Raw genomic sequence first — 22,714 nt, 5'->3', positions numbered from 1 at the left:
GCGTAACTCACACTCTCGGCTTAGCTCATCCGTGCGAGACCTCGCGAGTGGCAATCGCGGTCAGAACCGGGATTGCCACTCACGAGCGGCGCGGGGTGACCAGGCCGGATTCGTACGCGAGCACCACCAGCTGCGCCCGGTCGCGAGCGCCGATCTTGGTCATCACGCGGCTGACGTGCGTTCGCGCGGTCGCCGTGGAGATCACCAGGTGGGCGGCGATTTCGTCGTTCGACAATCCGCCCGCGACCAGCGCCAGCACCTCGCGTTCGCGTTCGGTCACCTCCCGCACGGCCGAGGTGTCGATCCGCCGGTGCTCCGGCCGTCCGACGATCTCGGCGATCAACCGGCGCGTGACGGTCGGCGCGAGCAGCGCCTCCCCCGCCGCGACGACGCGCAGCGCGTGCAGCAATTCGACCGGTTCGGTGTCCTTCAGCAGGAAACCGCTGGCCCCGGCGCGGAGTGCCTCGTAGACGTATTCGTCGACATCGAAAGTGGTCAGGACCAGCACTTTCACCCCGGAGAGGTCGGGGTGCGAGGTGATCTGGCGGGTCGCCTCAAGACCGTCGGTGCCGGGCATCCGGATGTCCATCACCACGATGTCGGGCCGATGCTCGACCGCCTGTGCGACGGCCTGCTCGCCGTCGCTCGCCTCGCCCGCCACCTCGAAGCCGTCCTCGGTATCCAGCAGCAGCCGGAATCCGGCGCGGACCAGGGCCTGGTCGTCGGCCAGTACGACGCGGATGGTCATTTCTCCCCCTCCACGGGCAGTTCCGCCCGCACCTGGAAACCCTGCCCGGCGACACTCGCCTCGACGCTGCCGCCAAGCGCGGTCGCGCGTTCCCGCATGCCGCGCAGACCATGCCCTGGCGTCGGCTGGACGGTGCCGCGGCCGTCGTCGCGCACGATCAGGACCAGCGTGCCCGGCTTCCGCTCGAAGCGGACCTCGACGCGCTGTGCGCCGTCGGCATGCCGGACGACGTTGGTGAGGGACTCCTGAAGGATCCGATACGCCGCGCCGCCCACCGGAGCGGGCAGGTCACCGGCGTCGCCGTGCAGTTCGACTGCCAGCCCAGCGGCGCGCGCGTGGTCGAGCAGCTCGTCGACCTGCGCGAGGCTCGGCGCGGGCGCGCGGTTCTCGCCGGAACGGAGCACGGCGAGCGTCGCGCGGAGGTCGTTGAGCGCGGACGCGCTGGCTGCCTTGATGTTGAGCAGCGCCTCTTTCGCCTGCTCCGGCCGCCGGTCCGCGACATGCGCCGCGACGCCCGCTTGGACGTTGATCATCGCGAGGCTGTGTGCGACGACGTCGTGCACCTCGCGGGCGATCCGGAGCCGTTCCTGCTCGGCCATCCGGTGCCGATGCTCATCGGCCTGCTCGCGCCGGGCGGCAACGGCGGCGAACTGGAACCGGACTGCTGTCGCGATGCCGATCACCGCGGCCATCCAGACCACGGCGAACAATGCCCAGGCACTGACCGCAAACGTTTGCGCGAGGATGATGTGGACCACATACGCCCCCACAAGCACCGCCGCGCCGGTGCTTCCGGCAACCACCGGGCCCTTCCGCCGGGTAAGGACGAACAGCGCGATCGTGGGGACGATGATCACCGGCCCGCCGGGCTCCGGCGACAGGTAGTACGCGTAGGCCGAGGCCGCGGCGAGCACGAAGAGCGGCAGTGGGTACCGGTGGACGAGCAGCAAGGTGAGCACGGTCGCGGCCAGCCAGGCGGCACCGAGCGAACTCAGCGGATGCGGGGCGTGCTGCCAGCGGCCGGACGCGCTGGAGCCGCCGAGCACGAAGGCGAGCACCACGAAGGTCCGGAACACCCGCCCGAACCACGGGTTCCGCGCGCGCCACCAGTAGTGCATGGTGCGAAAGCTACCGGGGAAGGCGGGCGGGCGCGTCGGTCGTGAAGCGCGGGATCGGACTACGCGCGGCGCGGTATGCCGAGAACTCTCACCCAGCTCCGGCCACCAGGCAAACGGAGACGGTGATGGGCGAAGTAGTGGCCGGGACGAGCATGCCGTTGGACTGGTTCGTGGCGAGACCGGGCGAATCGGGGTTCGATCTGCTCTTCGGCTGGCTGGGCAGCGGTACCGAGGAGGTGCCGGCCGCGCAGCTGGGACGCGCGCTGCGCATGTCGCGGGCCAGCGCGAAGGTCGCGCGCGCAACTGGAGTCGACCGGGGCGCTGCTCGGTCGGACGGCGGCTGTTCGACCTGACCTCGGGCTGAGGCGCGACGCATCCGTTCGGCGGTCCGGTGGTCGTGGTGCCGCACGAGCCGGCTGCGGGATGGGAGGACTCGCCGTGCTGCTCGACCCGGTGCGGATCGGCCCGCCCCGAAATCACCCCTGGCGGGAGCGTGACCCACCTGGGCTACAGCGTCTTGGGCACGAACTTCCGCAGTTTCTCCAGCGTCTCGGTGTTCGCCGGGGTGTAGACCGACATCCGGATCTCCGAGCGACGGCCCGCGTAGAGGTAGGTGAAGTCGAAGGTGAGCAGGCCCGCTTCCGGATGCAGGTAACGCTTGCTCTTGGCCTGCTCGGTGTTTACGTCGTGGCGCTCCCACAGCTCCGCGAAGCACGGCGATTCCGCTTTGAGCCGTTTGACCAGCGACTTCCAGCCGGGTTCGGCCATGTGCTCGGCCATCGCGGCGCGGAAGGACGAGACCATCCGCGGCACGTTCTGCTCCCAGTCGACCATCCGCTCTTTCCACCGCGGATTGAGCAGGCACTGGACGAGCGTGTTGCGTTCCTCGTACGGGATCGCGTCGACGCCGCCCATCAGCCAGTCGTAGCCGGCGTTGTGGCCGAGCACGTCGAAGCGCGCGTTGCGGACCGCGACCGGGAACGGCTCCAGCTGGACCATCATGTCGTACATCGACGTGGTGATCGCGGAGCAGTTCTTCTTCCCCGTCACCGGCTCCGGCGCACCGGCGAGCGTGAACAGGTGCACGTGCTCGTGCGGGTCGAGCCGGAGCGTGCGGGAGATCGCGCTGAGCACCTGCTCGGACGCGTTGATGTCGCGGCCCTGTTCGAGCCACGTGTACCAGGTGACCCCCACCCCGGCGAGCTGCGCGACCTCCTCGCGGCGCAGCCCCGGCGTGCGCCTGCGGCCGCCGAGCGGCAGGCCGACCTGCTCGGGCGTGATCCGGCCGCGCCGGTTGCGGAGGAACTCTCCCAGCTCGGTCCGGCGCAGGCGGTCTTCGATGCCAGTGGTCACGAATACCAGGTAAGCACAGCGTCGACCCTGTTACCAGGTAGTCCCAGTACCAGGATAAAAGCACACCTGGTACCAGGGTTTGCCGCAGCGGAACGTGGTACTCATGACGACTACCACCACCGCCCCGGCATCGGCCATCGCCGCCGTCGGGACGCCGGAGAGGACGGGCCTCTCGTCCGCCGGCTTGATCACCGTGCTGCTGGGGGCGGCACTGCCGATCATCGACTTCTTCATCGTCAACGTCGCCCTGCCCACGATCGATGCCGACCTGCACGCGTCCACCGCGACGCTCGAACTCGTCGTCGCGGGCTACGGCATCGCGTACGCGGTGCTGCTGGTGCTCGGCGGACGGCTCGGCGACACTTTCGGCCGCCGCAGGCTCTTCCTGCTCGGCCTCACGCTGTTCACGCTCACCTCGCTGGCCTGCGGCGTCGCCCCGGACGCCGCCACGCTGGTCATCGCCCGCATCGCACAGGGCGCGGCTTCGGCGCTGCTGCTGCCGCAGGTGCTGTCGATCATCCAGGCCGGCACGTCCGGCGAACGGCGCTCGCGTGCGATCGGCATGTTCGGCGCGACCGGCGGAATCGCCACCGTGATCGGGCAGCTGCTCGGCGGCGCGCTGGTCGCCGCCAATGTGTGGGACCTGAGCTGGCGGCCGATCTTCCTGGTCAACGTGCCGATCGGGATCGTCGGCCTGCTGCTCGCGCGACGGACAGTGCCAGACAGCCGGGCGAGCAACCCGCTCGGCGTCGACCGCTGGGGCACCGTGCTGCTGGCCGTCTCGCTGCTGTCGCTGCTGCTCCCGATCATGGAGGGCCGCGCGCTCGGCTGGCCGTGGTGGAGCATCGCGCTGCTGGTGGTCTTCCCGTTCGCGGCGTACGGCTTCGCCCGCACCGAGCGGAAGCTCGAAGCCGCGGGCGGCACCCCGCTGCTGCCGCCTGCCCTGCTGCGCACCGCGAGCGTGCGGCACGGCCTGACCGTCGCGGTGCCGTTCTTCTGCGCCTTCGGCTCGTTCATGTTCGTCTACGCGGTGACCCTGCAGAACGGCCTGCACCTCGGCCCGCTCGGCGCCGGGCTGGCGTTGACCCCGATGGCCGTCGCGTACTTCACGACCTCGCTGGTCAGCAGCCGCCTCGTCGCCCGGTTCGGCCGCAAGATCGTGCCGATCGGCGGGCTGATCCTCACCGTCGGGCTGCTCGTGCTCGCCGGAACCGCGCTGCTGGACTGGCCCGGCCTGTCGATCTGGCAGCTGGCCCCGGCGATGGTGCTGATCGGCGTCGGCAACGGGCTCGCGATGAGCACCCTGTTCCGCGTCGTGCTGTCCCGGGTACCCGCCGACCTGGCCGGCGTCGGCGGCGGCGTGCTGACCACGACCCAGCAGACGTCGCTGGCGCTGGGCGTCGCGGTGCTGGGCAGCCTGTTCGCCAGCCTGAGCGTGCCGGGCGCGATGGGCTACCAGGGTGCGTTCGTGCTGGTCATCGGGATTCTGGCGGCGCTGGCGCTGCTGGTGAGCGGGCTGGCTCGCGCACTTCCCGATCCGCGCTGAGAATGAGACCGACGGAAAACTCCGCTCCCGGACGACGATGGAGATGTGACGGAACCTCGGGTGCAGCCAGACCCGGCCTTCGCGCTGCTCGGCCTCTACGAGAAGGCCCTGCCGGAGGTCTATGGCTACCTGCTCGCGAGGTGCGGCGACCGCGTGCTGGCGGAGGAACTGACGTCGGAGACGTTCCTCGGCGCGGTCGCCGCTTGCCGCAAGGAGCACGTGCCGCCGGTGAGCACGCCCTGGTTGATCGGGGTGGCCCGGCACAAGCTGGCCGATCACTGGCGGCGCGCCGAACGGGAACAGCGCGGGCTGCGGCTCGTGCACGAAGCCGAATGCGACGTCGAGGATCCCTGGGACGAGCAGCTCGACGCCCTGCGCGCGCGGCAGGTGCTCGAAACGCTGTCGGTCTCGCATCGGGCGGTGCTCACCTTGCGGTATGTCGACGGTCTTCCGGTGCGCGACGTCGCCGCGTATCTCGGCCGGACCATCCACGCGACGGAGGCGTTGCTGACGCGGGCCAAAACCGCGTTCCGCCGCAGCTACCAGGAGGAGGGACGCGATGCCTGAACCGTTCGACGCGCTCGCACTGCCCTCGACTCCGGCCGAGCCCGATCCGGCCTTCGCCGAGCAGCTGCGGGACGACCTTCGCCGCCTGATCCTGAACGGAGCGGAGATGACCACTTCCGAGACCACGCCCCAGCAGGCCGAACTGGGTGCGCTGACGCCGTACCTGGTCGTAACCGATGCCCGGGCCGCGCTCGACTTCTATGTCGAAGTCTTCGGCGCGCGTCGCCGGTCCGAGCCGATCGTGATGGACGACGGCCGGATCGGGCACGCGGAACTCGCCATCGGCGGCAGCGTGTTGATGCTGGCCGAGGAGTTCCCGGAGATGGGCAACGTCGTCGCCCCCGCGGGCGGCGCGATGGTGCGCGTCGAGGTGCCCGATCCGCGGCGCTCAGTGCGACGGGCAGTGGAGCTGGGCGCGGACCAGCTGCGTCCGGTCGAGGACCACGGCTACGGACTGCACGGCACGATCAAGGACCCATACGGCCAGCGCTGGCTGGTCGCACAGGCCGCACCGCGCGCGGAGGCGGCCGAGGAGCGCACGTACCAGCACGGCGAGGCCGGGTACTTCACCTTCCAGGTGCCCGACGACGGCCGGGCCAAGGCGTTCTACGGCGCGGTGCTCGGCTGGCAGTTCAGCCAGGGCAGCCTGCCAACCGCGTGGGGCATCGAAGGCGACGGCCTGCCCGGCGGGCTGTGGGGCGGGTCGGAACTGCAGACCGGCTGGAAGCTGATGTTCGCCGTCGACGACCTCGAAGCCGCGCTCGGCCGGGTGCGCGAGGAGGGCGGCCGGGCGGGCGAGGTGGAGAACCAGCCGTACGGCCGAACGGCGGATTGTGCTGACGACCAGGGGATCGAGTTCTGGCTGTGGGAACAGCCACGCACGTGACCTCGGCCAAAACCCCGGCGGCAAACCGGCCGCCGGGGCGCACACTCAAGGGATGGCCGCGCACTGGACGCCCCGGGACGAAGCCGAGCTGACCGCCGGCTGGCAGCTGTGGCTCGCGCTGGGCTCGTGCGCCTGGCCGGGACCAGGCTGGGACGGCACACCCGCCGAAGCCGTGCGCGGTCTGGAACGATGCTTCACCACCTGCGACGAGATTCTCGCCGCGTACGACCGGCCGGATTCCGCGGTCGCCGGACTGGTGCGCTCGATGATCCTCGCCGCCAACTGGACGCTCGAACTCTGGCGTGACGACGCGGACCCGCTCGATTCCGAGCGCGCCGCGCTGTTGCACGCCGACCTCGCCGCGTTCTTCGACCACGCGGAGAGCGTCCGGACCTTGCTGGCCGCGGGCGGCGGGTGGGCCTCGCTTCCGCTGTGACCCGCCCGCCGTCTGTCTGCAAAGGACTTACCAGTGGGCAGGGCGTTTCCGCTCCGGCTCGTACGGCTGCGTGATGACCTCGATCCCGTTGCCGCCCGGATCAAGGAAATACACGCCGCGGCCGCCGTGGTTGTGGTTGATCTCGCCGGGGCCCTGCCCGCCCGGTCCGGCGTGGTAGTCGACCCCGGATTCCTTCAGGCGCAGGAAAAACGCGGCGAAGTCGTCTTCCGGAATGAGGAAGCAGTAGTGCTGGAGCCTGCGATCGGCGTCCGGCACGGTGGCGAAGTCGAGCCGTACGCCGTTGCTGGTTTCGACGGGGAGGAACCGGGCCCCATTCCTCGCCGATCTCGAAACCGAGCAGGTGCGCGAAGAATTCGGCGGATTCCCGGTTGTCCCGGGACGGGACCATGAGGTGATTCAATTCAAGAGAGCCAGACACGAAGCAATGCCTCCACAAGGCATCCCCGCACCTCCATGCCTCACCCAGCCGGTGACCGACACGCGATGCCACCGTCGAACATACCCCAGCCGCGGCCAATCTCCAATCAGGAAACCGGAACTCGCCGCCGGGCCGCGCGCGGACGGCCGACGCCCTGCCAGGACAATCCGGCGTCGAGAATCATCCGCGGGTCGAGCAGATTACGGGTGTCGACGACGTCGTCGCCTTCCATCGCGTCCGCGACCGCCACCCAGTCGAGAGTGCGGAACTCGGCCCATTCGGTAAGCACCACAACGACATCCGCGTCCTTGGCAACCTGATACGGATCGTCCACGACGGTCATCCCGGCGATGCCGCCGGACACCGCCGGATCGTAGGCGGTGATCTCCGCGCCGAGCGCACCCAGCACCGAAGACACTGCCAGCGCGGGAGAATCCCGCAGATCGTTCGTGCCCGCTTTGAACGCCAAGCCCAGTACGCCGATCCGCGCACCGGCCAGCGTTCCGCCGCAGGCGCCCGCGATCTTCGCCACGATCCGGTCGCGCTGGGCGATGTTCTCGTCGATCGCCGAGGTCAGCATCCGGAAGTCGTAGTCGACCGATTCGGCGACCTTGGCGAGCGCGCTGGTGTCCTTGGGCAGGCACGAACCGCCCCAGCCCGGGCCGGGTTTGAGGAAGGTGCGGCCGATCCGCCGGTCGTAGCCCATGCCTTCGGTGACCAGGTCGATGTCCGCGCCGAGCCGTTCGCACAGTTCGGCGATTGAGTTCACATAGGACAGTTTGAGCGCGAGAAAGCAGTTCGCCGCGTACTTGACCAGTTCCGCGCTCGCCGCGTCGGCGACCACGACCGGGGCCGCGAGGTCGCCGTACAACTGCCCGACCCACGCTGCGGCCGCGGGCGAATCCGACCCGACCACGATCCGGTCCGGGTTCAGGAAGTCTCGCACCGCAGTGCCTTCGCGCAGAAACTCCGGGTTGGACACCACCGGCACGTCGTCGCGGCCGACCATCGCCTGGATCCGTTTCGCGGTGCCGACCGGCACCGTCGACTTCGTGATCAGCGCGCAACCGGCCGGCAACACGTCGCCGATCTCGGCGGTCACTGATTCCACCGCGCGCAAATCCGCGGACCCGCCCGCGCCCATCGGCGTCGGCACGCAGAGGAACACGCCCTCCGCGCCGCGAACGGCTTCCCGCGCGCCGACGACGAACGACAGCCGTCCGTTCGCCAGTCCGCGGGAAACCAGTTCGGCCAGTCCTGGTTCGAGGATGTCCACGCGACCGGCCGCCAGCCGGTTCACTTTCGCCACGTCCACGTCAACACAGGCGACGCGGTGCCCGAGGCTCGCGAGACAAGCCCCCGTGGTCAATCCGACGTATCCCGTCCCTACCACCACGATCCGAGCTGAGCTCATGACGCTGAAGGTGACAGCCGGAGTTGACCTCAGTGCTAACGGAAGCGGTCGCGACCGAATACTCCTCGCGACGAGAAGCGGGTGAGGCGACACACTCCGGCGCACGTGCGAACGAGCGTTAACCTGGGCGCGGAGGTGCACCGCGGCACCGGAGAGCAGGAGGAAGGCTGAAGATGCAGATCACCGACACCGCAGCGCTCGTCACGGGTGGCGCGTCCGGGCTCGGCGGGGCGACCGCCAAGGCGCTGGCCGCGAAAGGCGCGCGGGTGTTCGCCCTCGACCTCGCGCCGTCGATCGAGAAGGCCGAGCAGGTCGACGGAATCACCTACGTCGAGGCCGACGTGACCGACCCGGACCAGGTGCAGGCCGCCGTCGACACCGCGGCCGGCTCGGGCGTGCCGCTGCGCACGGTGGTCAACTGCGCGGGCATCGGGCCGTCCGCGCGCATTCTGTCCAAGAAGGGCCGCCACGACCTCGGGCTGTACGCGAAGGTCATCCAGATCAACCTGATCGGCACCTTCAACGTGCTCACCGTCGCTTCCGAAGCGATCGCGAAGACCGAGCCGCTGGCCGACGACGCACGCGGCGTCATCATCAACACCGCGTCCGTCGCCGCGTTCGACGGCCAGATCGGACAGGTGGCGTACGCGTCGTCCAAGGGCGGCGTGGTCGGGATGACCCTGCCCGCCGCGCGCGACCTCGCCTCGCACGGCATCCGCGTGCTGACGATCGCCCCCGGCATCGTCGACACCCCGATGCTCGCCACCGTCAGCGACGAATTCCGCGCCGGGCTCGCCGCCGGAGTGCCGTTCCCGAAGCGGCTGGCGCGGCCGGACGAGTACGCGCAGCTCGCCCTGTCACTGATCGACCACGACTACCTCAACGGCGAGGTCGTCCGCATGGACGGCTCGCTGCGGATGGCCCCGCGCTGACCTGCTCGTGAGGGGCAATCCCGGCAAGAACCGGGATTGCCCCTCACGACACCTCACTCCCTGCGCAGCCGCACGTCGAGCCCGATCCCGTCCACCGTCACCTCACCCGTGCGGAACTTGCTCTCCGCGACCGTCGCGCTGAACTGCTCCGGCGTGTACGCCCGCCGCCGCAGCCCGCGCAGCGCCCGGACGGTGGTGAACGTGGCCACCGGACCGAGTTTCATCCGCGCGACCTCGGCGTCCAGCTCCGCGTCCGTCGTGCTCTTGCTGAGATCCTGGATCAGTGCGACGCCGCCCGGCCGCAGCACCCGGTGCATCTCGTCGAGCGCGTCCACCGGGTCGGCGAAGTTCTTGAACGCCGCCTGGCAGATCAGGAAGTCGAACGACCCGTCCGCGAACGGCATCGCCGCCACGTCACCGCGGCGGAACTCCGCCGAGACGCCCTGTTCCTGCGCGTGCTCCCTGGCCAGCTGGACAAACGTCCGGCTGACGTCCAGCCCGGTCACCGTGCACCGCCCGGTGCGCGCCAGCTCCACCGCGAAGAACCCTGGACCTGGCGCGACCTCGAGCACGTCCGCGCCCTCGGCCAGCTCCGAAGCCAGCATTTCGGCCGTTTCGCGATACTGCACAAGCTGCGGTTCGGTGCCGCGGCCACGCGCGTACGCCCGGGCGACCGGCCCCTCCATCTCCGGCAGCAGCTTCCTGCGATGGCGCTTTACCTGGGTGTTGCCCATGTGCTTTCTCCCTGTTCGGTTGAGACCGAACCGGTTGCCGCGGGGCCGGTATCCTTCTCGACGCAGCCTGAGGACAGGGTTTCCGCACCCGCGGTTTCCAGTTCGACGGTTCCCGGTCCCGGCGGCGGTGTGCCAGCACCTCCTCCGGGACCTCTTTATTCGCCCTCGTTCCCGACGAAGGCGGCCATGTCCGGCAGCTCCCCGGTCTCCCGGTAGCGCCGCCATTCCTCGACCCCCGGTATCGCACCGGTGGCCAGCTCCTCGTACAGCCCGCGGACCCATTCGGCCTCCGCGCGCCACATCGCCAGTTGGTACTCCGCCTCGACGAGCACCAGCCGCGGCTGCTCGGTCCGCATCTTCGCCAGCACCTCGACGCGGTCTTCGATCATCCGCTCCAGCTCACCGACCCGGTGCCCCAGCTGCCGGGCGACCACCTCCGGTCCGAGCGCGAGCATCACCGACAGCCCGGTGTGAAACCGCGTCGGCTCCGGATCCGGCGCCCCGAGCAGCTCGGCGACCCAATCCTCCAGCTCGGCCTGGCCCGCCTCGGTGATCCGGTACACCGTCCGCTCCGGGCGAGCCCCCTCGCGCACGTTCTCGACCGCCTCGACGAAACCGTGCTTTTCCAGGTTGCCGACCACCGTGTAGAGCGAGCCCCACTTGATCTTCAGGTCGCCTTCCTTGCCGCGTTCCCGCAGGAGCGTGGCGACTTCGTACGGGTGCATCGGCCGCTCGCACAACGTGGACAGCACGGCGAGGCCCAGCATGTTGGACACCTTCCGCCGCTTCACGCGCGACCTCCTCGCAGGCGATTACTCGTCAGCGAGTATATGGGGAAGCATCCGGAGCGGCAACGCTGAAACCACGGAAGCTGAAAACCCCTCCGAGCCGGTGGCGGCCGCGGCCGCCGCCCCGGAAGAGTCATGGACTCCCCCTTCCGAGCGATCTTGCCCGTCCACACCGGCGGTCTGACCTGCTGGTTCTCCGGCACCAGTGATCGCTGGAGAAAATCTCCCCTGCCGGGAGTAGACATTCAACCTCAGCGGAAGGTAGTGTTCTCTTCGTACGGAGAAAGACAACGTCAATCAGGCACGGGAGATGACGAACTGCCCGTGAAGTGCGACAGGTAAGGCAACCACGGTTGCGGAAAACCGCACTGGCCAATCCGGCAGTGCGAGGACGGTCAGGTGGCCGGGGCCGATTACCGACGGGGCCCCGGGCAGTGACCAGCGGCGTTACGCGTGCTGGGGCCGGTCAGTGGAAGGGTTCCAGCCGGTGACGTCCGAGGCAGTCGCAGTACCGAAAGTGAAACACCGCAAGAGGAAAACAACCGAAAGAAGGGAACGGGAACATCATTGGATCGCCCGCAGCGGCGGAGCAGTAGCGCGGCGCGGGTACCGCAGTCCCATCAGATTGGCAGGTGGTTCTCGGTTACGAATCAGCGATCTCCGCGCAACAGGTCCGGTGAACGGACTTCGCGGATACGAAATGCCGGTCTCACGGCCGGTTGACAATGATGAAACCCAACCCCGGGACCCCGGGTGCCTCCTGGCACCCGGGGTCCCTCGTGCTGTGGAGGTGGAATGATCCCTAGCCCACGCGATACCCCGTCTTCCGATCCAGGCGGGACCGACAAGTTCGACGACGACCAGTACCCCGCCTACACGATGGGCCGGGCCGCCGAGATGCTGGGCACCAGCCAGAACTTCCTGCGCAGCCTGGACGAGACCGGCCTGATCGAGCCGCAGCGCTCAGCGGGCGGACATCGCCGCTACTCCCGCGGGCAACTGCGCCTCGCCGCACGCGTCCGGGAACTGGTCGACCAGGGCACAGCGGTCGATGCCGCCTGCCGGATCGTCTCCCTCGAAGACCAGCTCCGCGAGTCCCAGCGCCAGAACACCGAACTGCGCTCCGCCGAATAGTCATCCGCCGGGTCCAGTGTGCTGACCGGACACCGCAGCACGCTCCCGGCGTATTCCGCGGCTCGCCTTCATGGCGGCCCGGCCCGCACGAAGCCCTCGGTCCGCCGTTCCCGCGGTGAAATCGCGGACCTCAGAGGTCCAGCATGTACGGGACCTCGTCCTGAGCCCGCCCGCTCATCCATTCCCGCAGCGCCTTGGTCGCGAGCACATCGTCCTCGTTGTACCGCAGCAGCCGCTCGCGCTGTTCGTCGTCGGGGACCTCGCCGTCCATGCCGACCGCGTCGCGGTACCACCGCATCGACGCCTCGCCGCCTGCCTCCGGATCCCGCCAGGTGAACCCGGCGACCGGGGCGATCACCTTCAACCCCTTGCCCCGCGAGCACAGGAACTGATCCGTCACGCTGCGAAACAGATCCACCCATTCGCCGGAATCCACAAAGGACTGCACGGCCCGCTTCTCCGGCACCCCGGAGTACTCCCCGAACCGTTCGACCGAACCGAACAGCCACCGGTTCTCCGCGAGCGCGTTGTAGCAATACGCCCGGAAAGTCAGCCCCGCGGCAAGGGTCCGCGAACGAACATCCGTGAACCAAGCCCAGAACTCGGCGAACGACCGCGCCTCGTCCACGGTCGGCAACGGTTCCCAGGTCGCGAATGCCCGGTAGCCCCGCCGCACCCCGATGTCCACTCCGGACAGCAGGGTCCCCCACAGGTAGGCCCCGGAATCGCCGAAACTTTCCATGTCCACGTCGACCTCGACATCCGCGCGCGGCACCTCGATCTTCGGCGTGCGGCGCACCACCGTCAGGTCCGCCAGCCACGCCCGGGCCAGCATGATCGCGTCGGAGAACGTGCCGCCCGTCCAGTTCATCGGCGGCATTTCGGCGGCCGGGTCCAGCGCGGCCAGCTTGTCTACAGTGGACACTCCGACGCGGCGCAGCTCGCCCGCGTCCTCGCCGCGCACCACCAGGCTTACGTCACGCGTTTCGGTGAGCACGACCTCGCACGTAGCCCAGAACGGACATCGACGGCACTCCAGCACCCGAGAAGGCGCGGCCAGCGCTTCCGCACCGGTGGCGGCCGCGGTCGCCACGGCGAGCCGGTCGGCGAAGCGCGCGTCGTATTCGTCCAGTGCGCTGCGGCCGCCTGGCCAGGTGCCCGCGGTGAGGTCGTGCCAGACGACGACGTCAGCGTCGAGACCGATCACGCCGCCGATCGCGCGTCCGCCGGCCGCCAGCTCGCGCGTCTCCAGCATTCGCCGCAGGTGGGCGAGTCGCAGCTGGTCTCGCGGCTGCGAGCGCACCTTGCGCAGCTCGTCCGGCGAACGGCGCGCCGGATCCAGCTCCGTCATCGCGGTGGTGGGCGCGCCCTGGCCGCGGTCGGTGATCCGGTGCCGGACCACCAGCACCGGCACGTATCCGTCGCCGACGCGCACCAGCAGGTCGATGCCGCCGCGCCGGTGCCCGACCGGATCGGCGGGCAGCAGCGCACCCCAGATGTACTGCGCGGCATCGGCGAACGCCTGCTCGGTGAGCCGCACCCGCTCGCCGGCGGGCGCGGTGCGCGGCACCCGCGCCCAGGTGGCCTCCGGCCCCGAGGCCGCGACCAGCTGTTCGAGGATTTCTTCGCGGTGCGCGGTCGCGTCGTCGATGCGCTGCTGCGCGGTCGGATCCGTCGGCGGCAACGGCACGTCGCGCATCGCCGGGTCGTGTTCCAGGTGTACCCGGCGGCGGCAACGGCTCACTGCTCCCGCGTCGAGCAACACCTCGTCTCCCATAGCGATCACAATAGATCGTGGGTACGACATTCCCCGCGCGAGCCGACATGCCCGTCACGTCGGGGACCAGTAAGTTCATCCGGAGAAGGCGTGGGAGGTAACGGCCATGGCGCGCAAGGCCAAGCAGGGCAAGGCCAAACAGGACGAGGGTGAAGCCCGGATCACCCCGAAGAAGGCGAAGAACGCGGTCGCGGTGGCCAAGGTGCTCGGACCGGCGGTGCTGCCGGTGCTCGCGCCGTACGCGGTCCGCGCGGCGGGCGCGGCGCGGGAGGCGTACGACCGCTACCAGGCCCGCAAGCTGGGTGTCGCCGTCGACCAGCTCGGCGAGTACACCGGCCGCGGCGCGGCGCTGCACGCCCGGATCGCGGGTCTCGTGCAGGGGCTCGGCGAGCTGAAGAAGTCGGCGAAGGCGACCGACGCGGACCAGAAGTTCGCCGCCGAAACGCAGTCGACGCTGGAGCAGCTGTCGGCGACGGTACGCGCCGCCGAGCGCATGCCCGCGGCTCGGCGCAAGGCCGCGCACCGCGCGGTGACCGGCGAACTCGAACGGCTGGAAGAGCAGCTGCTCCACCGCTTGGGCATCTGAAAAGCCGTGAAGGGCCCCTTGCGGGAATGAGCTTCCCGCAAGGGGCCCTTCACGGACCTCGGGCGCTACTTGATGAAGCCCTTTTGCAGCATCCAGTCGTGCGCGACGGTTCCGGCGTCCTTGCCGTCCACGTCGACCTGTTTGCACAGCTCGACCATCTGCTTGTTGTCGATCGCGGCTCCCACCTTCTCCAGCGGCCCGCGGATTTCCGGGTGCTGGTTCAGGAACTCCGTCCGCAACGTCGCCGCCGCGTTGTACTGCGGGAACGCCTTCTTGTCATCCTCCAGCACGCGCAGGTTCAGCCCGGAGATCCGGCCGTCGGTGGTGAACACCTCGCCGACCGGGCAGGTGCCGTTGGCCACCGCCGAATAGATGGTGCCGATCCCGAAGTTCTCGATCTTCGGGTTCTTGAATCCGTACGCCTTGACCGCCGCCGGGAACCCGTCCTGGCGGCTGGTGAACTCCGTCTCCAGGCAGAACCGGTTCTGGTCCGGATGCGAGGTCAGGAATTTCGCCAGGTCCGACGTGGTCTTGAGGTTGTTCTTCGCCGCGTACGCCTCGGTGGTGGCGAACGCGTACTGGTCGTTCAGCGGCGAGTAGTTCAGCCAGGTGACCCCGTACTTCTCCGCGTCGGCCTTAGCCGTGGCGTCGTACTGCGCCTTCTCCCCGCCCGGCACCGGCAGTTCGTTGCCCTGGTAGTTGATCCAGCCGGTGCCGGTGTACTCCCAGGTCACGTCGGTCTGCCCGTTGAGCAGCGCCTGGCGCGACGAGTTCGACCCCTTGATGTCGGTGAGGTCGATGACGTCCGCGCCCGCCGCGCTCAGCGCCATCTCGGCCATGTAGCCGAGGATGATGTTCTCGGTGAAGTCCTTCGACCCGACGACCACGCGCTGGCCTTCGAGCGAGGGGATCGGCCGGATGGACCCCGGTTCGATCTTGAACGGGATCGAGGTGTTGACGTCGAGCCCGCACGCCGAGAGCGTCCCGGCGAGCAGGGCGGCGCCGACCAGCGCCCCCGCCTTTTTCCAGACGTTCATCAGCGCAGTCCCTTCGGTCCGAAGTACTGCTCGGCGACCGCGCCCAGCCAGTCCACCAGCAGCGCCAGCGCGACGGCCAGCACCGAACCGGTGATCAGCACCTTGGTCAGGTTGAGCTTGTAGCCGGTGTCGATCAGCAGGCCGAACCCGCCTGCGTTGACGAACATGCCGAACGTCGCGGTGCCCACCGCCAGCACGAGCGACGTGCGCAGGCCGGCCAGGATCAGCGGAACCGCGAGCGGGAACTCCACCCGCCACAACACCTTCTGCGCGGACATCCCGATGCCGCGGCCGGCGTCGATGAGCGACGGGTCCACCTGCTGGATGCCGACCATCGTGTTGCGCAGCACCGGGAGCAGCGAGTAGAACGCCAGCGGCAGCGCGGCGACCCAGAGCCCGCCGACCGAGCCGGTGAAGATGAACCACAGCACCAGCACGCCGAGCGCGGGCGCGGCCTGTCCGATGTTCGCGATGGCCAGGAAGATCGGCGCGAGCCATTTCGCCCACGGCCGGGTCACGATGATCCCGAGCGGCACCGCCACCAGCACCACGATCGCGGTGACCACGACGGTCATCGCCACGTGGTCGCGCAGCGCGGTGAGCAGCGACTCCGCGTTCAGCGTTTCCTTTTCGGTCGCGGTGAGGCCGCTGGCGAACACCCAGATCAGCGTCCCGGCGACGATCAGCACGACCACGGCGGGCTGGGCGAACAGGCGGACGCGTTCCGCGCGGCGGGAGCCTGACTCGGTGCTGAATCCGGTATCGACGGCAGCGGTCATGCCGTGGCCCCGTCCTCGTCGACGTGGTCGTCGGCGTGCTCGTCGCGCAGTTGCTGGATGGTCGAGATGACGGTGTCCAGCTTGATCGTGCCCGCGTACTCGCCACGAGCGCCGGTGACCGGCACCGAACCGCCTTCGGCGAGCATCGCCTCTAGCGCGTCCTGCAGCGTCGACTGAAGGCTCACGATGTCGCGCAGCGGCTTGCCGACCGAACCCAGAGACGTGGCGTTGGTCAGCTCGCGCACATGCACCCAGCGGATCGGCCGGCGCCGCTGGTCGAGCACCAGCGCGAACGGCTTGCGCTGCTTGCTCAGCTTCTCCCGCACGTCGGCGGGAGATTCGTCGATCGTCGTGGTGAGCGCGTCCTGCTGGAGTTCGACGTCGCGCACGCGCAGCAGGGTCAGCTGCTTGAGCGAAGCGCCGGCACCGACGAAACCGGCGACGGTGTCGTCGGCCGGGTTCGCCAGGATCGACTCCGGGGTGTCGTACTGCAGGATCTTCGACTGGTTGCCGAGCACCGCGATCCGGTCGCCGAGCTTGACCGCCTCGTCGAAGTCGTGCGTGACGAAGACGATCGTCTTCTTCAGGTCGGTCTGCAGCCGCAGCAGTTCGTCCTGCAGATTGCCGCGGGTGATCGGGTCGACCGCGCCGAACGGCTCGTCCATCAGCAGCACCGGCGGGTCGGCGGCGAGCGCGCGGGCCACGCCGACGCGCTGCTGCTGCCCGCCCGAGAGCTGGCGCGGGTAGCGGTCGCGGAAATCGGCCGGATCAAGCCCGACCAGGTCCATCATCTCCTCGACCCGCGAGGTCACCTTCTTCTTGTCCCAGCCGAGCAGACCGGGCACGACGGCGATGTTCTGCGCCACGGTGAAGTGCGGGAACAGCCCGGCCTGCTGGATCGCGTAGCCGATCTGGCGGCGCAGGGTGTCCACGTCGAGCTTCAGCGCGTCCTGCCCGCCGATGGTGATCCGGCCGGACGTCGGCTCGATCAAGCGGTTGATCATCCGCATCGTGGTGGTCTTGCCGCAGCCCGACGGGCCGACGAACACCACGATCTTGCCCGCGGGCACGACCATCGAGAAGTCGTCGACGGCCGGGGCGCGGGTGCCGGAATAGCGCTTGGTGACGTGGTCGAGTTCGATCTCGACGCCGGAGACGTTTTCTTCGGTCGCAGTGTGCTCAGCCACGGACACCCCTAGAAATGGTGAATCGCTTGATCAGGACGTAGATGCCGTCGAGCACCAGCGCGAGGATGACCACGCCGAGGGTGCCGGTGAGGGCCTGGTTGAGGGAGTTCGTGCTCCCGGCGTTGGTGAGGCCGGAGAAGACCTCCGCGCCGAGGCCGGGGCCCTTGGCGTAGGCGGCGATCACCGCGATGCCCATGAGCATCTGCGTGGCGACCCGCATGCCGGTGAGGATCGCCGGCCAGGCCAGCCGCAGTTCGACCCGGGTGAGCACGGAGATCCGGCTCATCCCGATGCCGCGGGCGGCGTCGGTGATCGCCGGGTCGACCGCGTCGAGGCCGACGATCGTGTTGCGGACGATGGGCAGGAGGCCGTACAGCACGAGCGCGATCACCGCGGTCGTCGAGCCGAGACCCGAAAGCGGGATCAGCAGACCCAGCAGGGCGAACGACGGGACGGTGAGGATCGTGCTGGCCAGCGCCGTGGCGACGGCGGAGCCGATGGGGCTGCGATAGACGGCGATGCCGATCAGCACGCCAAGGATCGCGGCGAGGATCGTGCACTGCACGACCATGCTGGTGTGCAGCCACGCCTGGAGCAGCAGCCTTCCCCACCGGTCCGAGATGTACTCGAAGAGGTTCATCCGTATTCGTTCTCCCGCCAGCTTGCGAGCCCCGGACGTCACCCGTTCGGAGTAGCCCGTCAATCGGCAGGGTGACTACCCGGAACGGATACGGTCGAAACCCCCACTTCTCGGTTGTGATTACCCACCGTTTCGCATCAGCGAGGGGTCGGCAACCGAAGCAACGTGCTCCACCGAGCGGTTTTTATCGGATCGAGACCCGCTTACCTGTGCGTTTTCCGCAGGTGCTCACCATTCGAGACACTTCAGTCACCCACCGGAGTGCCGTTAAGCTGCCCGAATGAGCACTCCAGCCCGGCATCGCGGCGCACTCGCCGCTGTCCGCGGCGGACTGCTCGCGCTGAGTTCGGCATCACTCGCGGTTACCGCGCACGCGGTCGCCGACGGCGGACTGCCGGATCCCGCGCTCACTCTTCTGCTGACCGGCCTGCTCGGCTGGACCGCCACCGCGCTCGCCGGGCGGGCCCGCGGACCGCTCGGCACGATCGCGGTGCTCGGCGGCGGACAGCTCGTCATGCACCTGGTGCTGACGACGCTCGGCGGACACGACCCGTCCGGTGCGGCCGCCGCGCCGGACGGGTGGGCGATGACCGCGGCACACGCCGTCGCGACGCTGCTCACCGCGCTGGTGCTGGCGCGGGCGGACGCGATGCTGCTCGCGGTGCTGCACGTGCTGCGGCTGATTCTTCCGCTGCTGATCCGGCCGGTGCCGGTTCCGGTGGCGGCAGCGGGAGTCGCGCGGTCGCGGGCGGCTGGGGCGGTGCCGTTGCTGAGCGTTGAGCTGAGGCGGGTGCGGGGACGGAGAGGGCCGCCGGTCTTGTGAGTGGCGGTCCCGGTTCTCACCGTGATCAGCACTCACGACCCCTTTCCCCCTTTCCGGCGCAGGCCTCGCCCTCCGCCGGCCCTTCCCTGTTCAGGAGAACTTGTGTCCCACCATGTCTTCCGTCGCGCCGGCGTGCTCGCCGCGACTGTCGCCGCCACCGGTCTGCTCGGCGCCGGCATCGCGTCCGCGCACGTGACCGCCAACGTCTACGGCACCCAGCCGGCCAAGGGCGGCTACGGCACGATCTTCTTCCGCGTCCCGAACGAGGACGCGAAGCTCGGCACGATCAAGGTCGAGGTCGACGTCAAACCGGACTACGGCATCGGCAACATCCGCACCAAGCCGATCCCCGGCTGGACCGCCGAGGTCACGAAGTCGAAGCTGCCGCGGCCGGTGACCACCGCGTCCGGCACGAAGGTCACCGAGGCGGTCACGAAGATCGTCTGGACCGCACAGCCGGGCACGAAGATCGGCCTCACCGAATTCCAGGAGTTCGAGATCAGCGGCGGCCCGCTGCCGTCGAACGTCGACCAGCTGGAGTTCCCGGCCATCCAGACCTACGAGGGTGGCAAAGTGGTGGATTGGAACCAGCCCACCCCGCCCAGCGGCGAGGAGCCGGAGCACCCGGCACCGACCATCAAGCTCGCCGCCGCCGAATCCTCGGAGCACGGCGGCCACGCGCAGACCACCGCCGCCGGGGAGAGCACCGAAGCCGCGGCGTCGTCGGACAACACGGCTCGCTGGCTCGGCGGGGCCGGCCTCGTGGTCGGCGCGCTCGGGCTCGGCGTCGGCGCGGGCGCGGTGCTGCGTTCCCGTCGCCCGGCCGCTGGAAAGACCGAAGGAACCAAGTAATGCCTACTGTGCCGATCTTGACCAATCCGGCCACAGCCACGGTCGAATGGCTTAGTAGCAACGGTTACGTGCCGCGCGGGGGTCGGCCTGCTTTCGGCCGGATCAGGAAAGCGCTCCTCGCGNCTCCTCGCGCTGGCGATCTCCGGGGTGGCCCTGCTCGGCACGGCCACCCCGGCGCTGGCGCACAACGTGCTGATCAACTCCGATCCGGCCAACGGCGCGTCCGTCGCCACGGGTCCGGCGAAGATCACGCTCACGTTCGACCAGTACGTGCAGAACGCCGACGTCAACCAGATCGCGGTGACCGGACCGGACGGCAGCCAGTGGGCCGAGGGCCCGGTTTCGGTGGAGAACAACGTGATCAGCGCCCCGCTGCGGCCGCTCGGCCCGGCGGGCAAGTACACCGTCGGCTACCGGATCCTTTCCGCCGACGGGCACCCGGTGTCCGGCGAGATCCCGTTCACCCTCACCACCGCGGGCAACGGCACCCCGGCCAAGGGCGACGCGGCCAAGGCGGCCGGGGCTCCCGCTCAGTCGGCTCCGGCGGATTCCTCGTCGTCGAGCGGCGTGCCGATCTGGGTGTGGATCGCCGGTGCGGTGGTGCTGCTCGCGATCGGCCTCACCGTCGCGCTGCGCACCGGCCGCGAGCCCGGATCGGACAAGGCGGACCAGTGACGCGAGCCGAGACCACCTCCGCGGTCCGCTGGGCCACGCTCGCCTGCGTGGTCGTCGCGGGGCTGCTGGGCGCGCTGATCGGCATCGCGCTCACCGCGTCCTCGCCCATTCCGGGCGTGGTGGAACCCAGCGAGGTGGTCTCGGCGGCCATCCCGATCGTGCGCGTGCTGCTGGACCTGTCGGCGGTCGCGACGATCGGGCTGGCCCTGCTGTCCGTGCTGGTCGGCTACGACCGGCCGAAGCTCACCGAACCGGTCCTGCGCCGGGCTCGTCCCGCCGCTGTCGCCGCCGCGCTGATCTGGGCGGCGACCGCGGTGGTCGCGCTGATTCTGCAGACCGCGGAGTACCAGCCGGGCAAGAAGATGCTGACCGGCGGCGACATCGGCAGCTATATCGCCGAGGTCGGCGCGGGCAAGGCGCTGGTGATCGTGGCGGTGCTCGCGCTGCTGCACGCCGTGCTCGGGTTTGTCGCGCTGCGCAAGGGCGAGAAGGTGCCCGCCGAGGTGCGGGTGGGCCTTGGCATGTTCGCGCTGCTGCCGTTGCCGGTCACCGGCCACGCGTCGAACTGGGCTTATCACGACTACACGATGATCTCGATGGAGCTGCACGTCATGAGCGCGGTCGCCTGGTGCGGCGGCCTCGGCGCGATGATCGTGCTGCTGGCGGCCAACCGGACGCTGCTCGCGCACGCCCTGCCGCGGTTCTCGAAACTGGCGACGCTGTGCCTGGTGCTCTCTGCGGTGACCGGGCTGTTCAACGGCATCGTGGAAATCCTGGCCAATCCGACGATCGGTTTCTGGGCTGGCGTGTTCACCACGCCGTACGGGCAGCTGATGGTGCTGAAGCTGCTGTGCACCGGCGCGATCGCGCTGCTGGCCGCCAACTTGCGGTGGCGGCTGATGCCGCGCATCGTGCGCCACCAGCGGACGGCGCTCGCTTCGTGGGCCACGCTGGAACTGACCGTGATGGGGCTAGCCTTCGGGTTCGCCGTGGTGCTCACCCGGGCTCCGGTCGCGGTGTCCTGACCGGCCGGCGTGACGGCGGGTAGCCGCAACTTGCACAATGGGACTAGCAGTACGCTAAGTGGGGCGATCTGCCGGACCGAATTATCGCTGCGCAGCGATACCTCGTCAGCCATCGACGGAATGCGGCGAACGGTCATCTGCAGTCGGCCAATGCACGTGCAGAATGCCGTTCAGCGGTATCTCGTCCACGCGGTGGCCGTCCGCCCGGCGCGAAGGTCCGCCAGCCGACGGCGGAGTTCAGCCCGCACCGGCGGGTGACTGCGCAGAATCGGCAGCACGCTCGTCGTCAGCTTCAGCTCCCGCACCGCCCTGAGCACCGAGAACCCCGGCCAGACCGTCACGTCGAACCCGTAGGCCGCGGCGAACTCCGCATACTGGGCGGGAGGGTCGCCGAACCGGTCGCGGCCGACGGCGAGCGGCGTCAGATCCCATTCTGGCGGGCCGACGCAGGAGGAATCGAAATCGCACAGCACCGGTCCCTCCGGACCGGGCAGCACATTTCCCGGATGCGCGTCGCCGTGCACGAACCCCCTGGTCAGCGGGAAATCCAAGGTGTCGAGCCGGTCCTGCACCTGCGCGCAGCGTTCCAGCAGGAACCGCTGGTCGGCCTCGGCGAGTTCCTCCGCGTCGGCGACCCTCGCCTCGACCGAGCGCAGCGGCTCCCATTCGGGAAGGCCCTCCGGCGGGGGCAGCGCGTGCACCTGCCGCAGCAGTCCGGCCAGGTCGGCCGGGGTCGGCGGCGGTCCGGCGAACGGCACCAGATCCCACACGGTGACCAGGTGTCCGTGCACGTCAAGCGGTTGCTCGACCCCGGCGAGCAGCCGGACCGCGGGCACCTCGTGCCGGGCGAAATGCTCGGCCACCCGCACGACCGTGCCGACGCGGTGACGCAGCCGGGTGGAGCCGACGATCCGCACGACGACCGGAGCCCCGTGCAGCGCGAACACCGCGTTGTTGGTGAATCGCAGCAGCCGCGCGCCCGCCGGATCGAAGCCGAGCCGAGCGCAGACAGCGGTCAGCACCCGGCGCAGTTTCGCAGGGGTGAACCTGCCTTCGAGCAAGGCGAATCCGGTGGGTTCAGGCCGCGTAGAAGATCTTGAGCCGGTCGGCGAGGTCGCGGGCGTCGGGGTTGTTGCGCCGCCGTTCGGCCTCCGCGAGCAGCGGCCGCATCCGGTCCTTGACCCGCGCGGATTTGATGCTTTCCGCGCATTCGATGGCCTTGCCGCCGATCTTCACGC

Annotated in this window: 25 protein-coding genes and 1 pseudogene; 12 read left to right on the top strand and 14 right to left on the bottom strand. The window is 69.5% G+C overall.

What is annotated here, in order from left to right; all coding sequences use genetic code 11:
- Positions 1 to 79: 79 nt before the first annotated feature.
- On the bottom strand, positions 80 to 748 hold the full coding sequence (locus A4R44_RS09870) for a response regulator transcription factor (RefSeq protein WP_067578495.1): 669 nt from the start codon (positions 746 to 748) through the stop codon (positions 80 to 82).
- Complete coding sequence (locus A4R44_RS09865; protein ID WP_095213261.1) at positions 745 to 1,866, bottom strand: sensor histidine kinase; 1,122 nt, start codon at positions 1,864 to 1,866, stop codon at positions 745 to 747. The genes A4R44_RS09870 and A4R44_RS09865 overlap by 4 nt, the downstream gene beginning before the upstream one ends.
- A gap of 125 nt (positions 1,867 to 1,991) precedes the next feature.
- On the opposite strand from A4R44_RS09865, the gene A4R44_RS09860 reads away from it, so the two are divergent.
- The gene (locus A4R44_RS09860; protein WP_067578493.1) at positions 1,992 to 2,219 is read left to right on the top strand and encodes a hypothetical protein; all 228 of its coding nucleotides are present in this window, start codon (positions 1,992 to 1,994) and stop codon (positions 2,217 to 2,219) included.
- A gap of 154 nt (positions 2,220 to 2,373) precedes the next feature.
- On the opposite strand, the gene A4R44_RS09855 is transcribed toward A4R44_RS09860, so the two are convergent.
- On the bottom strand, positions 2,374 to 3,219 hold the full coding sequence (locus A4R44_RS09855) for a helix-turn-helix transcriptional regulator (RefSeq protein WP_067578491.1): 846 nt from the start codon (positions 3,217 to 3,219) through the stop codon (positions 2,374 to 2,376).
- Positions 3,220 to 3,322: 103 nt separating this feature from the next.
- Here A4R44_RS09855 and A4R44_RS09850 point away from each other — a divergent pair, with 103 nt between their 5' ends.
- The 4 genes from A4R44_RS09850 to A4R44_RS09835 are packed head-to-tail and all read left to right on the top strand — an operon-like array spanning position 3,323 to position 6,654.
- Positions 3,323 to 4,765, top strand: coding sequence for an MFS transporter (locus tag A4R44_RS09850; protein ID WP_067578489.1), 1,443 nt, complete (start codon positions 3,323 to 3,325; stop codon positions 4,763 to 4,765).
- Between the two features lie 45 nt (positions 4,766 to 4,810).
- Complete coding sequence (locus tag A4R44_RS09845) at positions 4,811 to 5,332, top strand: RNA polymerase sigma factor (protein ID WP_067578487.1); 522 nt, start codon at positions 4,811 to 4,813, stop codon at positions 5,330 to 5,332.
- The gene (locus A4R44_RS09840; protein ID WP_067578485.1) at positions 5,325 to 6,218 is read left to right on the top strand and encodes a VOC family protein; all 894 of its coding nucleotides are present in this window, start codon (positions 5,325 to 5,327) and stop codon (positions 6,216 to 6,218) included. The genes A4R44_RS09845 and A4R44_RS09840 overlap by 8 nt, the downstream gene beginning before the upstream one ends.
- A 52-nt stretch (positions 6,219 to 6,270) precedes the next feature.
- Positions 6,271 to 6,654 carry a hypothetical protein gene (locus tag A4R44_RS09835; protein ID WP_067578483.1) on the top strand — a complete coding sequence of 128 codons (384 nt, stop codon included), beginning with the start codon at positions 6,271 to 6,273 and terminating at the stop codon, positions 6,652 to 6,654.
- 27 nt (positions 6,655 to 6,681) lie between these two features.
- Here the strand turns inward: A4R44_RS09835 and A4R44_RS09830 are convergent, their stop codons facing one another.
- Both A4R44_RS09830 and A4R44_RS09825 read right to left on the bottom strand, forming a co-directional pair.
- Complete coding sequence (locus tag A4R44_RS09830; protein WP_232791555.1) at positions 6,682 to 6,930, bottom strand: VOC family protein; 249 nt, start codon at positions 6,928 to 6,930, stop codon at positions 6,682 to 6,684.
- 269 nt (positions 6,931 to 7,199) lie between these two features.
- Positions 7,200 to 8,507 carry a UDP-glucose/GDP-mannose dehydrogenase family protein gene (locus A4R44_RS09825; protein ID WP_095213260.1) on the bottom strand — a complete coding sequence of 436 codons (1,308 nt, stop codon included), beginning with the start codon at positions 8,505 to 8,507 and terminating at the stop codon, positions 7,200 to 7,202.
- Between the two features lie 173 nt (positions 8,508 to 8,680).
- On the opposite strand from A4R44_RS09825, the gene A4R44_RS09820 reads away from it, so the two are divergent.
- Positions 8,681 to 9,439 carry an SDR family NAD(P)-dependent oxidoreductase gene (locus A4R44_RS09820; protein ID WP_067578479.1) on the top strand — a complete coding sequence of 253 codons (759 nt, stop codon included), beginning with the start codon at positions 8,681 to 8,683 and terminating at the stop codon, positions 9,437 to 9,439.
- A 53-nt stretch (positions 9,440 to 9,492) separates the two neighbouring features.
- Here the strand turns inward: A4R44_RS09820 and A4R44_RS09815 are convergent, their stop codons facing one another.
- Entirely contained in the window at positions 9,493 to 10,173 is a 681-nt protein-coding gene (locus tag A4R44_RS09815; RefSeq protein ID WP_067578477.1) for a class I SAM-dependent methyltransferase, read from the bottom strand.
- A gap of 155 nt (positions 10,174 to 10,328) precedes the next feature.
- Complete coding sequence (locus A4R44_RS09810; RefSeq protein WP_198545233.1) at positions 10,329 to 10,964, bottom strand: PadR family transcriptional regulator; 636 nt, start codon at positions 10,962 to 10,964, stop codon at positions 10,329 to 10,331.
- A gap of 792 nt (positions 10,965 to 11,756) precedes the next feature.
- Here A4R44_RS09810 and A4R44_RS09805 point away from each other — a divergent pair.
- Positions 11,757 to 12,095 (top strand): MerR family transcriptional regulator, encoded by a 339-nt coding sequence (locus tag A4R44_RS09805; protein ID WP_067578475.1) that lies wholly within the window; start codon positions 11,757 to 11,759, stop codon positions 12,093 to 12,095.
- A 130-nt stretch (positions 12,096 to 12,225) separates the two neighbouring features.
- Here the strand turns inward: A4R44_RS09805 and A4R44_RS09800 are convergent, their stop codons facing one another.
- Positions 12,226 to 13,872, bottom strand: coding sequence for a TM0106 family RecB-like putative nuclease (locus A4R44_RS09800; RefSeq protein ID WP_067578473.1), 1,647 nt, complete (start codon positions 13,870 to 13,872; stop codon positions 12,226 to 12,228).
- A gap of 106 nt (positions 13,873 to 13,978) precedes the next feature.
- Between A4R44_RS09800 and A4R44_RS09795 the strand changes: the two genes are divergently transcribed.
- The gene (locus A4R44_RS09795) at positions 13,979 to 14,458 is read left to right on the top strand and encodes a DUF6474 family protein (protein WP_067578471.1); all 480 of its coding nucleotides are present in this window, start codon (positions 13,979 to 13,981) and stop codon (positions 14,456 to 14,458) included.
- 65 nt (positions 14,459 to 14,523) lie between these two features.
- Here the strand turns inward: A4R44_RS09795 and A4R44_RS09790 are convergent, their stop codons facing one another.
- The 4 genes from A4R44_RS09790 to A4R44_RS09775 are packed head-to-tail and all read right to left on the bottom strand — an operon-like array spanning position 14,524 to position 18,101.
- Complete coding sequence (locus A4R44_RS09790) at positions 14,524 to 15,495, bottom strand: glycine betaine ABC transporter substrate-binding protein (RefSeq protein WP_067578469.1); 972 nt, start codon at positions 15,493 to 15,495, stop codon at positions 14,524 to 14,526.
- Positions 15,495 to 16,274 (bottom strand): ABC transporter permease, encoded by a 780-nt coding sequence (locus A4R44_RS09785; RefSeq protein WP_067578468.1) that lies wholly within the window; start codon positions 16,272 to 16,274, stop codon positions 15,495 to 15,497. Before A4R44_RS09785 ends, A4R44_RS09790 begins: the two co-directional genes overlap by 1 nt.
- The gene (locus A4R44_RS09780; protein ID WP_067578466.1) at positions 16,271 to 17,467 is read right to left on the bottom strand and encodes an ABC transporter ATP-binding protein; all 1,197 of its coding nucleotides are present in this window, start codon (positions 17,465 to 17,467) and stop codon (positions 16,271 to 16,273) included. The genes A4R44_RS09785 and A4R44_RS09780 overlap by 4 nt, the downstream gene beginning before the upstream one ends.
- Positions 17,454 to 18,101 carry an ABC transporter permease gene (locus A4R44_RS09775; protein WP_067578463.1) on the bottom strand — a complete coding sequence of 216 codons (648 nt, stop codon included), beginning with the start codon at positions 18,099 to 18,101 and terminating at the stop codon, positions 17,454 to 17,456. The genes A4R44_RS09780 and A4R44_RS09775 overlap by 14 nt, the downstream gene beginning before the upstream one ends.
- Before the next feature lie 280 nt (positions 18,102 to 18,381).
- Here A4R44_RS09775 and A4R44_RS09770 point away from each other — a divergent pair, with 280 nt between their 5' ends.
- From A4R44_RS09770 to A4R44_RS09755, 4 genes are all read left to right on the top strand, one after another.
- Positions 18,382 to 18,924, top strand: a complete 543-nt coding sequence (locus tag A4R44_RS09770) for a hypothetical protein (protein WP_095213258.1) — start codon at positions 18,382 to 18,384, stop codon at positions 18,922 to 18,924.
- A 102-nt stretch (positions 18,925 to 19,026) separates the two neighbouring features.
- On the top strand, positions 19,027 to 19,776 hold the full coding sequence (locus A4R44_RS09765) for a YcnI family protein (protein ID WP_067578461.1): 750 nt from the start codon (positions 19,027 to 19,029) through the stop codon (positions 19,774 to 19,776).
- 138 nt (positions 19,777 to 19,914) lie between these two features.
- The gene (locus A4R44_RS09760) at positions 19,915 to 20,451 is read left to right on the top strand and encodes a copper resistance CopC family protein (RefSeq protein WP_067578459.1); all 537 of its coding nucleotides are present in this window, start codon (positions 19,915 to 19,917) and stop codon (positions 20,449 to 20,451) included.
- Positions 20,448 to 21,476, top strand: coding sequence for a copper resistance D family protein (locus tag A4R44_RS09755; RefSeq protein WP_067578457.1), 1,029 nt, complete (start codon positions 20,448 to 20,450; stop codon positions 21,474 to 21,476). Before A4R44_RS09760 ends, A4R44_RS09755 begins: the two co-directional genes overlap by 4 nt.
- A gap of 170 nt (positions 21,477 to 21,646) precedes the next feature.
- On the opposite strand, the gene A4R44_RS09750 is transcribed toward A4R44_RS09755, so the two are convergent.
- Both A4R44_RS09750 and A4R44_RS50140 read right to left on the bottom strand, forming a co-directional pair.
- Positions 21,647 to 22,537, bottom strand: coding sequence for a phosphotransferase enzyme family protein (locus A4R44_RS09750; RefSeq protein ID WP_095213257.1), 891 nt, complete (start codon positions 22,535 to 22,537; stop codon positions 21,647 to 21,649).
- 16 nt (positions 22,538 to 22,553) lie between these two features.
- Positions 22,554 to 22,714: pseudogene (locus A4R44_RS50140) on the bottom strand (transcriptional regulator); the annotation flags it as partial.

The sequence above is a fragment of the Amycolatopsis sp. M39 genome (assembly GCF_001651785.1).
GTDB lineage: Bacteria > Actinomycetota > Actinomycetes > Mycobacteriales > Pseudonocardiaceae > Amycolatopsis > Amycolatopsis rubida.
Note: the sequence above shows the minus strand (reverse complement) of the source record. Positions and strands in the feature narration are given on the sequence as shown.